This window comes from Fictibacillus arsenicus (genome assembly GCF_001999465.1).
Classification (GTDB): domain Bacteria; phylum Bacillota; class Bacilli; order Bacillales; family Fictibacillaceae; genus Fictibacillus; species Fictibacillus arsenicus.
Genome location: NZ_MQMF01000001.1, coordinates 205,366 through 218,639, shown reverse-complemented (window position 1 = coordinate 218,639; position 13,274 = coordinate 205,366). Strand labels below are relative to the sequence as shown.

The window sequence follows — 13,274 nt, the reverse complement described above, 5'->3', positions numbered from 1 at the left end:
CGGATCAGGAGGAAGTTTAACATGCAAGAAAAAATGTTGCGAGTTTTAGAATTAAAAAAAGTAATTGAAAGATTAAAAAAGCATGCAAGCTGTTCATTAGGAATAAATAAGATTGAAGCTCTTGTCCCTTTAACGGAACTTGAAGAAGTGAACACTGCACAAGAAGCGACAGATGAAGGGGTAAAAGTACTCCGTCTAAAAGGACAGGTTCCTTTCGGCGGGATATTTGATATTCGTTCAAACGTAAAACGCTCGAAAATCGGAAGTCTTTTAAACGAGGAAGACTTGATGGATATTGCGTCAACTCTTTATGGCGGCAGGAGATTTAAGCGTTTTATCGAGGGATTAGTGGAAGATGGCATCGAACTTCATATTTTGAAAAATGCTGCCGAACAGATCATTCCATTGCAGGAAGTTGAACAGTCAATTAAAAATTGTATAGATGACCACGGAAAAATGATGGATAGTGCGAGCACAGAGCTAAGAACAATACGCCAGCAGCTTCGTACGTTCGAAGCTAGAGTCAGAGAAAAGCTAGAATCAATCGTCAGATCTTCAAGCTATCAAAAGATGCTGTCAGATTCTATCATAACGATTCGTAATGATAGATTTGTTATTCCTGTTAAACAAGAGTACAGAGGGAATTTTGGCGGTATGGTTCATGACCAGTCTGCCAGTGGTGCTACGCTATTTATTGAACCGCAATCAGTCGTAACCATCAATAATCAGGTTAAAGAAGCAAAAGCGAAAGAAACACGTGAAATAGAGAAGATATTAAGAGAACTCACTGTCCAAGTTGCTGAAACAGCTGATGATATTCTCTTGAACGTAGATGTTTTGGCAGAGGTTGATTTTATTTTAGCTAAAGCGCGATTTGCAAATGAACTAAAATGTACTAGACCGATTATGAATGACAAAGGTTTCATTGCTCTCTATAACGGCAGACATCCCCTGCTCGATCAGGAGACAGTAGTACCAACGAGTGTGAAGCTTGGAGGAGAGTATCAATCTCTTGTTATTACGGGTCCGAATACAGGAGGGAAGACCGTTACTTTAAAAACGATCGGTCTTCTTACATTGATGGCCCAATGCGGATTGCAGATTCCAGCACAGGAAGAATCTGAGATGGCTGTTTTTAAAACGATTTTTGCAGATATAGGCGATGAGCAGTCTATCGAACAGTCATTAAGTACATTCTCATCCCACATGGTTAACATTGTTGATATCTTAAACAAACTAGATTATGAATCTCTTGTACTATTTGACGAACTCGGTGCAGGAACAGACCCGCAAGAAGGTGCAGCACTAGCGATTTCTATTCTAGATTTCGTATTTGCAAGAGGAGCCCGCGTTGTAGCGACAACACATTACAGTGAATTGAAAGCCTATGCTTACAACCGTGAAGGCGTTATGAATGCCTCAGTAGAATTTGACGTACAGACACTGCGTCCAACATACAGGCTTTTAGTCGGAGTTCCAGGACGAAGCAATGCTTTTGAAATATCGAAAAGACTCGGTCTGCGACAAGATATTATCGATTCAGCTAGAGCTCAGATCAGTGAAGACGATAATAAAATTGACAATATGATCCGATCTCTTGAAGATAACCGTAAACAAGCAGAAAAAGAGATGCAAGAAGCTAAGCTTAAAAGAAAAGAAGCTGAAGCCATTAAAGCTGACCTTGAACGCGAGTTAGAGCTTTATCAAAATGAGAAAGAGCGGCTGTATCAGAAGGCGAAAGAAGAAGCAGAACGAGCTGTTGAAAAAGCACGGGAAACAGCGGAAGCGATCATTGTTGAAATTCGTGAGCTTCAAAAATCAGGCGGACAGATTAAAGAGCATAAACTGATTGAAGCCAAAAAGAGATTGGAAGAAGCTGTTCCAAAATCAAAGACGAAGAATAAGAAACCAAAAGCTGCATCCACTAAGAAAGAATATGTACCTGGTGATGAAGTAAGAGTGTTAAGTGTCGGTCAAAAAGGACACATCGTTGAAAAAGTCAGCAGCAGCGAGTATCAAGTGCAAATCGGTATCTTAAAAATGAATGTATCAGAACGAGATCTGGAATGGATTAAAGAATCCAAACCAAAACCTGAACCGCGTTCTTTTGTAAAAGTAACAGGTTCAAATGATTCTTCACGTCCAGAACTGGATTTAAGAGGTAAAAGGTATGAAGATGCGATGCTAGAGGTTGACAGATACTTAGATGAAGCCATGATGGCAGGCTTTAACCAAGTTTATATCATTCATGGAAAAGGAACTGGAGCACTTCGAAAAGGCGTACAAGAGCTATTAAAATCACATCGCAATGTTAAGTCTACAAGAATGGGTGCCGCAGGTGAAGGCGGAGGCGGAGTAACAGTAGCCGTGTTAAAGTAATCCAGACTAAATACAAGAAATCATCGTTTTTCACTTACAGCCGCAGGAGCACCATCTTTCTTTTAACCGCGGAAAGCAAGCAGTCCTTGACGGAAATCAACTACTTTCAAAAAAGCTCTCTTCTAAAGGATTGTTGCTACAAAGAGGTTTTTTATAACTTCTTCATTGAATAGTTAATTGAAGCGGAAGGACGAGACTCCAGCAGGATGAGTGGGACAGGTGAGACCATTCAATGACGCAAAGCGGCGAATGGGCTCACCGCACACCCTGCGGAAAGGGAGTCCTGTAGCGGAAATTAACCTCTTACAAAAGCAACATAGATTACGAAAACAGCTTTTACTATGAGGCTGAATCGATTATCAAGCCATCTACAAAGGGGAATTGCCGATGGATTTTATGGGAAATGCTTTTTTAAAAACAGCAGCAAACTATAGCGTTGTAGTGCTTTGTATGGTCCTGTTTCTAGCTGTATTCGAGCTTGTGACGCGATATAAGAACTGGGTTGAAATTAAAAATGGAAATCTTTCAGTTGCAATGGCGACAGGCGGTAAGATTTTTGGAATCGCCAACATTTTTCGATATTCTATTTCCCAGAATGACTCTTTGCTAATGATGGTCATGTGGGGAATATTTGGATTCATTTTACTTTTAATCGGTTATTTTATTTATGAATTTTTAACGCCAAAATTTCAGATCGATAAAGAAATTGAAAATGATAATAGAGCTGTAGGTTTTATTTCGATGGTTATCTCAGTAGGTCTGTCGTTTGTTATTGGGGAAGGCATTGAATAGTTGAAGGGATAAAATATGGAAACGTTATTTAAAGTTCTTTTTGTTCTTAGCGGATTATTTATTGTGGCAGGTTTTGTTTATTTATTATTTTTCACATGATTAAAATCCAGACCTTTCTATATGGGGTCTGGAATTTTTTGGTCAAAATTTTACCGATTATTTTTAATTTTTAAAAAAGTATATAAAATTGTATACGTTTTCAATATAATAGGAATAAAGATATAGAAATTTTTGAAGGAAGGCGTGAATTAAAGGAGGAGATGCAAGTGGAAAGAAGGTGGCTTAACAGTTACCCAAGTGAAATTCCGGGACATCTTGATTACGACAGCAGACCTTTATTCGCGTATTTAGAAGAAGCAGCAGAACAGAAAAAAGATAATACTGCTGTTCATTTTTTAGGCAAGACTTTAACGTTCGGTGAACTGTATGAAAGTTCTTTACGGTTTGCACATTCACTTTCAGCATTAGGAGTGAAAAAAGGGGACCGTGTAGCGATTATGCTGCCAAACTGTCCACAGGCTGTAATTGCTTATTACGGTACTTTGTTCTTAGGTGGAATAGTTGTCCAGACGAATCCTCTTTATACGGAAAGAGAGCTGCGGCATCAGCTTTCTGACAGCGGTGCAAAGGTAATCGTCAGTTTGGATCTGCTCTTTGGAAGAATTTCTGCTGTACGGAATGATACGAATGTTGAGCACGTTATAATAACCGGTATTAAGGACTATTTGCCATTTCCCAAAAACCTGATTTACCCGTTTGTGCAAAAAAGGCAAAATCCAACGGTTATCGTAAACATTTCTTATAATCATGAAGTTCATTCTTTCACTGAACTGCTTAAACGGTCAAAACCAATTAAGCCCGAGGTCAGCATCTCTCCTGAGGATGATCTGGCATTATTGCAATATACGGGCGGTACTACAGGGCCAGCAAAAGGTGTAATGCTTACACATCAAAACCTGGTCGTCAATGCTTTACAGTGCAATGCTTGGATGTATAAGAATCGGGATGGAAAAGAAAAGATACTTGGGGCTCTGCCGTTCTTCCATGTGTATGGGATGACATGTGTTATGAATTTAGGAATCATAACAAAGGCGCAGATGATTATACTCCCGCGATTCGATCCGGCACAAGTGTTGAAAACGATTCATAAAGAGCGTCCGACACTATTTCCAGGAGCTCCCACCATGTATATTGCACTTCTGAACCATCCTGATTTAAAGAAATATGATCTTTCTTCTATCCAGGCTTGCATAAGTGGCTCAGCAGCTTTGCCTCTGGAAGTTCAGCAAAAGTTTCAGGCGATTATTTCTGGTTCATTAGTTGAAGGTTATGGTCTAACTGAAGCTTCACCAGTAACTCATGCAAATTTAATTTATGGAGAGCAAGTAAGAGGAAGCATCGGCCTGCCTTGGCCGAATACTGAAGCAGCTATAATATCTGCTGAAACTGGTGAATGGGCAGAACCAGGTGAGATTGGCGAACTGGCTGTAAGAGGCCCTCAAGTCATGAAAGGGTACTGGAATCAGCCTGAAGAAACAGCATCAGTTTTTAGGGACGACTGGCTTATCACGGGTGATATGGGCTACATGGACGAGAGAGGATACTTTTACATTGTTGATCGCAAAAAAGACCTTATTATTGCGGGCGGCTTTAATATTTATCCTCGTGAAGTGGAAGAGGTTTTATACGAGCATGAAAGTGTTAAAGAAGCAGTAGTCGTTGGTGTACCTGATGAATATCGCGGAGAGACCGTAAAAGCTTTTGTTGTACTGAAAGAAGGAGCGGAGTGTACAGAAGAAGAACTGAATAAATATTGCCGCGAACACCTGGCGTCATTTAAAGTGCCGAGATTGTATGAATTTAGAGATGAACTGCCTAAAACGATGGTAGGGAAAATTCTCCGCAGAGTCCTTCTTGAAGAAGAACGAGAAAAAGCAAAACAAAATAACTGATTTACTATTAAAAACCGCCATTGTGCGGTTTTTGTTTTGGGTTGAACATTCTGTGGAATTCCATCATCAGGAAAAGTATTCTTTCTTAAGAAACTTCTTTTAAAAGTTGATTAGAGCAGAAATCAACCACTGCCAAAAGCAATAAAGTTTGTTGAAAACACGCTTTTAAAAACTTCCCGCTTGTCAACATAGATAAAAAAATGACATAATGAAATTGACAGAAAAGAAAGATTTGTTTTACAATTATGAATGAACAATCATTCATTTTTTTATATGGTTGTGCTATACACAAATGAGGCGATAGTTATGAAACGAAAAGGTCCAAAATACGAAAAAATAATTGATGCTGCTGTTAATGTCATTGCAGAACACGGCTATCATCAATCCCAGGTTTCAAAGATAGCAAAAGAAGCAGGTGTTGCTGATGGCACCATCTATCTTTATTTTAAGAACAAAGAAGATCTGCTTGTTTCTGTTTTTAATGAGAAAATGGGGACCTTTATCGAAAAAACAGAAAATGAGCTCAAAAGTAATGACTCGGCGATTGAAAAGCTTAGAACACTTGTCGAGATGCACTTTAAGCAATTAACCGCAGATCACGAATTATCTATCGTAACACAATTAGAGTTGCGCCAGACAAACAGACAGCTCCGGGCCAAAATAGGGGAAGTACTAAAGAGATATTTAAACCTAATCGATTCCATACTTACAGATGGCATGAATGAAGGTGTGTTTGTAAGAGATATGGATTACAGGCTTGCCCGACAGATGATTTTCGGAACAATAGATGAAACGGCTACGAACTGGGTAATGAATGATCATCGATATGATCTCCCCGCTCTTTCCGGTCCCGTTCATCAAATGCTCGTTAATGGTCTGGCAGTCAGATCTGCACAGCCAGAATAAAAGATTCTTGAGGAGGATTGATAAAGTGAATTATTTGCAAGTTGAAAAGCAAGGTAAAGTAGCCGCTATAAAGCTTAATCGAGCACCTGCTAATGCTCTTTCAACCGGTGTGATCGAAGAAATTGACGGAGCATTGGATCAAATAGAACATGACAACTCGATAAAAACAGTCGTTATTCTTGGAGAAGGGCGTTTTTTCTCAGCAGGAGCAGATATTAAGGAATTCATGGAAGTTCCAGATGAAAAAGGATTTGCTCTGCTTGGCAAGAAAGGCCAAGACGTTTTTAACCGCATTGAACAATTTTCAAAACCGGTTATTGCTGCCATTCACGGAGCAGCCCTCGGCGGAGGTCTGGAACTTGCGATGAGCTGTCATATAAGGCTTGTTGCAGAAGATGCAAAGCTTGGGCTTCCTGAACTGACTCTAGGTCTTATTCCAGGATTTGCAGGAACTCAAAGGCTGCCTCAGTTAGTAGGTGTTCCAAAAGCATGTGAGATGCTCTTATCCAGCCAGCCTATTTCAGGAAAAGAAGCTGTATCTTTTGGATTGGCTAACGATTCCTGTCCTGCTGAAGAACTTTATGAAAAGGCTTACAAAATGGCAGAGAGCTTTTCAGAAAAAAGTGCTGTGTCCATTAAATACACATTAGAATTACTGAATTATGCTAAACATGGTCTCTATGAAAAGGGAGCAGAGAAAGAACAGGAACTGTTTGGAAAAGCATTTAAGAGCCATGATGGGCAAGAGGGGATCCAAGCATTCATAGAAAAAAGAAAGCCTGTGTTTCAGGACCGATAATTAGGAGGGGTAATAATGAATATTTTTGTTATTTTAAAACGTACTTTCGATACAGAAGAAAAGATCTCTGTTTCAAATAATAGAATTTCCGAAGACAGTGCTGAATTCATCATCAATCCTTACGACGAGTATGCGATTGAAGAAGCGATCACATTAAAAGATGCACATGGAGGAACAGTTACAGTTGTAACTGTGGGCGATGAAGACTCTGAGAAAGAGCTTCGTACAGCTTTGGCGATGGGTGCCGATCAAGCGGTGCTTATTTCAAATGAAGACTTAGATAGTCAGGACCAATTCACAACTTCTTCCGTTTTAGCTGCATATTTTAAGGATAAAGAATATGACATCATCTTAGGCGGAAATGTAGCGATTGATAACGGAACTGGTCAAGTGGGTCCGCGTTTAGCAGAACTGCTTGATATTCCTCATGTAACTACAATAACAAAAATTGAAATTAACGGTACCACAGTAAATATTGAGCGTGACGTAGAAGGAGATCTAGAAAAGATTGAAACTTCCCTTCCGTTGCTGGTAACAGCACAGCAGGGCTTGAATGAGCCACGCTACCCATCGCTTCCAGGAATAATGAAAGCAAAGAAAAAGCCGCTTGAAACTTTAGAGCTGGATGATTTAGATATCGATGAAGACGATGTAGAAGCTAAAACAAAAACAGTAGAAATATATCTTCCTCCTAAAAAGGAAGCTGGAAAAATCTTATCTGGTGACACGGCTGATCAAGTGAAAGAACTTGTATCTCTGTTAAGAAACGAAGCAAAGGTTATATAAGGGGGAGACATCATGGCAAAAAAAGTTTTAGTACTTGCAGAATCTCGTGACGGTGCGTTGCGTAATGTATCATTTGAAGCAATTGCAGCAGCAAAAGAAATTTCAGGCGGAGGAGAAGTATTTGCTGTATTGTGCGGCGACACTGTACAATCCCTTGCCAATGAATTAATTCATTACGGGGCTGATCGTGTTTTAGTCGCAGAAAATGAAAAGCTCGCAAACTATACCACAGATGGCTACTATCAAGCTTTGAAACAAATTATCGATGAAGAAACACCGGAAGCAATTGTTTTCGGACATACATCACTTGGAAAAGATTTGTCACCGAGGCTTGCAGCACGTTTAGAATCTGGTCTGATCTCAGACGTAACTGGATTAGAACAAGCTGGTGAAAATACAGTGTTTACACGTCCTGTATACTCAGGAAAAGCATTCGAAAAGAAATTAATCAATGATGGACTAATCTTTGTTACAATTCGTCCAAACAATATTGCGCCATTAGAGAAAGATGAATCACGCTCTGGAGAAGTGAAATCTGTATCTGTTGAAATTAAGGATCTTAGAACGATCGTTAAAGAAGTTGTTCGCAAAGCTTCTACAGGTGTTGATTTATCAGAAGCAAAAATTATCGTTGCTGGCGGACGCGGAGTGAAATCTGAAGATGGATTCAAACCTCTTCAAGAACTTGCAGATGTACTAGGTGCAGCTGTTGGGGCTTCCCGAGGAGCATGTGATGCAGATTATTGCGATTACTCCCTTCAAATCGGCCAAACCGGTAAAGTTGTAACACCTGACTTGTATATCGCTTGTGGAATCTCTGGTGCCATTCAGCACTTAGCAGGGATGTCGAATTCAAAAGTCATCGTTGCTATCAACAAAGATCCAGAAGCAAGCATTTTCTCCGTAGCAGATTACGGAATTGTTGGCGACCTTTTTGAAGTAGTTCCATTGTTAACAGAAGAGTTTAAAAAAGTGTTAGTATAAAATAAACGATCAAAACGTCCGGTTCGCTGGACGTTTTTTTCAAACCTTTGAAACGGTTGATTTCCGCTCCAGGATGCCAGAAGAGAGACTTTGAGCGAAGAAGGAAGATTATGAGCGAAACTCGAAAAAAAGAGCGAACGTGTAATAAAAATAAGAACATATACCGTGAAATTTGCATTTACATAAAAAGGGGGAGCTTTTTGTGACGACTATAGCATTTATTCGCCATGGGGAAACGGATTGGAATATTGAGAGAAGGGCTCAGGGATGTATGGATATTCCGTTGAACGAACAGGGAATCAAGCAGGCTAGAGCCCTTGCGGAACGTCTTCGTGCAGAAAAATGGGATGCGATCTATGCGAGTCCATTATCAAGAGCTTTTAAAACCGCAGAAGCGATTCAGGAATTAACCGGGCTGGACATTGTGCCGGATGATAGACTGCGCGAGATCTCATTTGGAGAAACAGAAGGAACGACTGAAGCTGAACGAATCGAACGCTGGGGAGAAGATTGGATCCAGCTTGAACTAGGGAGAGAAACAAATGAGCTAGCTGATATACGCTGGCAGGAAGTATTAAGAGAAATTGTTCAGAATCACGAAAACCAAAAAGTTCTAATCGTGACTCATGGTGCACTCCTTGTGAGGATTTATAAATCTCTTTTACAGGATAAAACTGATAAGTGGTATGGATTGAATAACACATCTCTTTCTATCTTTAAACTTCAGGATCAAAATTGGTCTTGTGAATTGTTTAATTGTCAAAAGCATTTAGAAGAGGCAAATACCATTTAAAGTTTGTCATAATTAAAACTTGGGTACCATAAGGTTGAGCAAACTATTAGCAACTGTGTAATTTGTGGTGATATACTTTGTTTACACTTTGTTAATTTAAAAGGAGGGCCAAATAAATGGCTATTGTAAATGCATCAGATCAAACATTTAATACAGAAACAAATGAAGGTTTAGTACTTGCTGATTTCTGGGCACCATGGTGTGGACCTTGTAAAATGATCGCTCCCGTTCTTGAAGAACTAGATCAAGAGCTTGAAGAAGTTAAAGTTGTTAAACTTGATGTAGATGAAAACCAAGAAACAGCTGGAAAATACGGTGTAATGAGTATTCCTACACTTCTAGTATTCAAAGACGGTCAAGTGGTTGATCAAGTTGTAGGCTTCCAGCCAAAAGAAGCATTAGTTGAGCTGTTAAACAAACATAAGTAAACAACGCCAAAGCCCGGTATTCCGGGCTTTTTTCTATGGGAGCTGTTGACGCCTAATTTGATTATCGATATAATACTATCGGTAATGAAAATCATTATCATTAAAAAGTTTCAGGGGAGGATGAACCAGCGTGAACATACTGGTAACAGGTGGAGCAGGCTTTATTGGGAGCCATTTGCTTCGTTCCCTAAACTTGTACAAAAACTTAACAATTACGGCTATTGATTCTTTTCATGGGTATTATAGCCGTGAAAGAAAATTGGATCAGCTAAAGATGGCTGGCTCCGGATTTGAATTTATTGAACTCAATCTGCTTAACGAAAAAAAAGTTATGGAGCTTTTTGAAAATAAAAAGTTTGATACGGTTATTCATTTAGCGGCAATTCCTGGAGTACCTAAATCAATACTAAATCCTCATGAATACATAGATTTGGATATAAAGGCAACAGTGAACATTTTGAACGCATCAGGACGAACCAATGTTCAGCATGTCATATTTGCTTCTTCTTCCTCAGTTTATGGAAACCAAGGTCACCGCCCTCTAAAAGAAAGCGATGCGAACGGTCAAGTTGTTTCTCCGTATGCAGCTTCTAAATGGTCTGCTGAATCATTCTGTCATGCCTATCGTCATTTGTACGGATTCGATTTAAGTATACTGCGCTTTTTTACAGTATATGGTCCATGGGGAAGGCCAGATATGGCGATTCCGCTGTTTGTTAAAAAGCTGTTGAGAGGTGACCCGGTCTCGGTTTTCTCTAAAGGGACTGCTCGTGATTACACATATATTGATGATATAATCACCGGAATTCTATCCGTTATGAAACGCCCGAAAGAGAGCCGAATTTTTAACCTTGGAAGCGGAAAGCCAGTTTCAATAGAACAGCTCATAGAAACATTCCGCTTGTTTTTTCCGCATCTCGAAACTATTGAACTTCCACATCGTTTAGGAGATGTACAATCAACTTGGGCTGATATTAATAAGGCTGGGAAAGAGCTGTATTTTAATCCTTCCATCTCAATTTCAGAAGGAATTGAACGAACGATTGAATGGGCCAAAAACTATGAACGGTTTTAAAACGATAAAAATGGCTGCTTTTGTGAGTCTTATGATTCTTTTTGTCTGGCTTACGATAAGGTACTACAGCTGGAGTCTTTTTCTCGAGGGATTAACAAGTCTAATACGTACTCCTTTGTTATTGCTGTTTATGTTTTTGGGATATCTGTCTGCATTTTTCCTGAGAGCACTAGGTTGGCAGATGTATTTATCAAAAAATATAAACTTTCGCCATTATCTTTATGGTCTGTTTTTTAGCTTGCTCGTAAATCATCTCTTACCTGTAAAAGCTGGAGATCTTATGCGTATTGGCTATTTAAGCAGCATTAAGCCCGATATCGGAAAAATAGAGATTACGGAGTCAGTTGTGGTTATGAGAATCTTTGATCTAATTGTACTAGGAACAGCTGCCATAGGGTTTGGAACATATATTGGAATTTCTCTATCTCCGAACTATTTTTATGTATTTGTAACAACTGTTTTGGGTGGACTCCTTTTCCTATATCTTTCAAGTAAGAAGATTCCTTTCTTCGATCGTTTATCTAAAAAACTGTTTTCGATCCTTTTATCAGCACGTTCAATAGGAATATTATCGATCATCTCGCTTAGCTGGATGCTTGAAGCTGCTGTTGTTTATGGGACTCTTTTATCTTTTTCTGAATCGGCCGATGTATGGGAAAGTATATGGGTAAATTCTATTACGATTGCTGGTCAGGTATTTCATTTTACACCAGGAGGAGCAGGAACATATGAAGCGACGATGTCATCAGCGCTGATTGCTGCTGGCATAACACCTGCTGTAGCTTTACAGACTGCAATCATAAGTCATCTGTTTAAATTTGTTTTCTCTTTTCTAGTTGGAGCTTTTACAGTCGTCAAGGCACCGATATCTTTTAGAGAGCTGTGGCTAACGCTGAAACAAAAGAAAGAGGTTAATCAAACATGAAGAAAGCGTCAAAATTTGAAAAAGTTGCTGCACGCTGCTGGAATCTATTAAATGAAGGGAAACCTTTTACTCCTATTTTTACAACGGGTGTTTTCTTGTTGTTCTTTATCGGGCAATGGAGTGAAACCTCTTTTTGGTTTTCCTTTTTCTTAAGTCTGGCAGGGACAATACCATTATTTATTCTTTGTTTTTTATATGATTTTCCGCTCTTTTTAAGAAATTATTTATTTATTCCCTTAATAGCCGCATTGCTGTTAGTGCAAGCCCCGCCATTATCACTTTGGCTTTTGGCCGCGGGTCTTTATTTCTTCTTTACCGTGTTCTTTTGGGGAACAATTTATTATCATTTGAGAATTGGTACAACATGGATGAACTTCACTCGCTTTTGGAAACTTGTATTAAAGAATAGTGATTCTACAAGTGGAAATGCCCAAGAACAGCTGCCAAAAGTACTTATGATATTATCGGTGTGGCACTACTTATTTGAAACAGTAAAGGATGGCGCATTAAGTTTTGCAGAATACTCCCCGGTTCTTTATGTAACTGCTGGTTTCGGCTTAATTGCTTGGATCTTGCACCGTTATTTATTCGACTGGAAACCTGCCGAATATGAAGAGTTCACTGAGGAAGAAACGATTCAGGCTAAATCAGACAAAGTAATTGTAATCGTGGTAGATGGTATGAGAAAAGATCGTTTTGAAAAAGCTCATACTCCATTTTTGGATGAGTTAAAAGCAGAAGGTACAGAATACCGACAGATGGAAACTGTTTACCCTGCAAGAACCGTTGTATGTTTTTCCTCCATGTTTACAGGGACTTATCCAAGGGAGCATGGGATTACCTCAAATATGGTTTGGCGTCTTGGCATTAAAGTTGAAAGCATATTTGATTCCTTGCGAAAAGTTGGTAAAAAAGGCAAGCTCCTTGGCATCGCACATTTGGTTGATGCGATGGGCAGTGATGTAGAAACGGTAACTGCTGTAATGAAAAATGATGTGGCAGATCCATCGATCATGCAGCGAGCTAGGAATATCATGGAATCGGATAACCCTGATCTCTTTATTGTACAGATGATCGCAACGGATCAAACGGGGCACAGCAGAGGTGTTTTCTATGATGAATACCTTCAAAAAATTAACGAAGCTGACAAGCTCATCGAAGATTTTGTCCAATATCTAAAAAAAGAAGGCCATATGGAGAATACAACACTGATCATATGTGCAGATCACGGACAAGCTGACGGAATAGGCGGACATGGTCACTTAGATGAAGGAGAACGCTTCGTTCCATTCATCATGCATGGACCTCATATCCGTAAAGGGATAACCGTGGAAGAAAAGCACAGCTTAGTATCTCTGGCACCAACCATTGCTCATCTTCTTGGTGCACCATTTCCGGAAAACAGCAGAGGTCCAGTTTTAAAACAGGCGATAAAAGAAAGCAGGGAAATGTAAT

The 13,274-nt window shown here is 39.5% G+C and carries 12 protein-coding genes; all 12 read left to right on the top strand.

Features of this window, described 5'->3' with window-relative positions:
- The first annotated feature begins 21 nt into the window (after positions 1–21).
- The 12 genes from UN64_RS01065 (at position 22) to UN64_RS01010 (ending at position 13,273) form a co-directional block, all read left to right on the top strand.
- The gene (locus UN64_RS01065) at positions 22–2,379 is read left to right on the top strand and encodes an endonuclease MutS2 (RefSeq protein WP_077359261.1); all 2,358 of its coding nucleotides are present in this window, start codon (positions 22–24) and stop codon (positions 2,377–2,379) included.
- Between the two features lie 387 nt (positions 2,380–2,766).
- Entirely contained in the window at positions 2,767–3,171 is a 405-nt protein-coding gene (locus tag UN64_RS01060; protein ID WP_077359260.1) for a DUF350 domain-containing protein, read from the top strand.
- Positions 3,172–3,431: 260 nt separating this feature from the next.
- Positions 3,432–5,123 carry a long-chain-fatty-acid--CoA ligase gene (locus UN64_RS01055; protein WP_077359259.1) on the top strand — a complete coding sequence of 564 codons (1,692 nt, stop codon included), beginning with the start codon at positions 3,432–3,434 and terminating at the stop codon, positions 5,121–5,123.
- A 306-nt stretch (positions 5,124–5,429) separates the two neighbouring features.
- On the top strand, positions 5,430–6,029 hold the full coding sequence (gene fadR, locus UN64_RS01050; protein ID WP_077359258.1) for a fatty acid metabolism transcriptional regulator FadR: 600 nt from the start codon (positions 5,430–5,432) through the stop codon (positions 6,027–6,029).
- Positions 6,030–6,054: 25 nt separating this feature from the next.
- Complete coding sequence (locus tag UN64_RS01045; RefSeq protein ID WP_077359257.1) at positions 6,055–6,828, top strand: enoyl-CoA hydratase; 774 nt, start codon at positions 6,055–6,057, stop codon at positions 6,826–6,828.
- A 15-nt stretch (positions 6,829–6,843) separates the two neighbouring features.
- Entirely contained in the window at positions 6,844–7,614 is a 771-nt protein-coding gene (locus UN64_RS01040; protein WP_077359256.1) for an electron transfer flavoprotein subunit beta/FixA family protein, read from the top strand.
- 12 nt (positions 7,615–7,626) lie between these two features.
- Complete coding sequence (locus tag UN64_RS01035; protein ID WP_077359255.1) at positions 7,627–8,598, top strand: electron transfer flavoprotein subunit alpha/FixB family protein; 972 nt, start codon at positions 7,627–7,629, stop codon at positions 8,596–8,598.
- Between the two features lie 202 nt (positions 8,599–8,800).
- On the top strand, positions 8,801–9,391 hold the full coding sequence (locus UN64_RS01030; RefSeq protein ID WP_077359254.1) for a histidine phosphatase family protein: 591 nt from the start codon (positions 8,801–8,803) through the stop codon (positions 9,389–9,391).
- 116 nt (positions 9,392–9,507) lie between these two features.
- A complete protein-coding gene (gene trxA / locus UN64_RS01025) occupies positions 9,508–9,819 on the top strand; it encodes a thioredoxin (protein ID WP_077359253.1) in 312 nt (103 codons plus the stop codon).
- A gap of 130 nt (positions 9,820–9,949) precedes the next feature.
- Positions 9,950–10,894, top strand: coding sequence for an NAD-dependent epimerase/dehydratase family protein (locus tag UN64_RS01020; RefSeq protein WP_077359252.1), 945 nt, complete (start codon positions 9,950–9,952; stop codon positions 10,892–10,894).
- Positions 10,881–11,819 (top strand): lysylphosphatidylglycerol synthase transmembrane domain-containing protein, encoded by a 939-nt coding sequence (locus tag UN64_RS01015; protein WP_077359251.1) that lies wholly within the window; start codon positions 10,881–10,883, stop codon positions 11,817–11,819. Before UN64_RS01020 ends, UN64_RS01015 begins: the two co-directional genes overlap by 14 nt.
- The gene (locus UN64_RS01010; protein WP_077359250.1) at positions 11,816–13,273 is read left to right on the top strand and encodes an alkaline phosphatase family protein; all 1,458 of its coding nucleotides are present in this window, start codon (positions 11,816–11,818) and stop codon (positions 13,271–13,273) included. The genes UN64_RS01015 and UN64_RS01010 overlap by 4 nt, the downstream gene beginning before the upstream one ends.
- Position 13,274 lies beyond the last annotated feature (1 nt).

Excerpts from the sequence above, each read along its gene's own strand:
- UN64_RS01065 (WP_077359261.1), top strand. The coding sequence starts at position 22 with ATGCAAGAAAAAATGTTGCGAGTTTTAGAATTAAAAAAAGTAATTGAA.
- UN64_RS01060 (WP_077359260.1), top strand. The coding sequence starts at position 2,767 with ATGGATTTTATGGGAAATGCTTTTTTAAAAACAGCAGCAAACTATAGC.
- UN64_RS01055 (WP_077359259.1), top strand. The coding sequence starts at position 3,432 with ATGCAAGTGGAAAGAAGGTGGCTTAACAGTTACCCAAGTGAAATTCCG.
- fadR (WP_077359258.1), top strand. The coding sequence starts at position 5,430 with ATGAAACGAAAAGGTCCAAAATACGAAAAAATAATTGATGCTGCTGTT.
- UN64_RS01040 (WP_077359256.1), top strand. The coding sequence starts at position 6,844 with ATGAATATTTTTGTTATTTTAAAACGTACTTTCGATACAGAAGAAAAG.
- UN64_RS01035 (WP_077359255.1), top strand. The coding sequence starts at position 7,627 with ATGGCAAAAAAAGTTTTAGTACTTGCAGAATCTCGTGACGGTGCGTTG.
- trxA (WP_077359253.1), top strand. The coding sequence starts at position 9,508 with ATGGCTATTGTAAATGCATCAGATCAAACATTTAATACAGAAACAAAT.
- UN64_RS01015 (WP_077359251.1), top strand. The coding sequence starts at position 10,881 with ATGAACGGTTTTAAAACGATAAAAATGGCTGCTTTTGTGAGTCTTATG.
- UN64_RS01010 (WP_077359250.1), top strand. The coding sequence starts at position 11,816 with ATGAAGAAAGCGTCAAAATTTGAAAAAGTTGCTGCACGCTGCTGGAAT.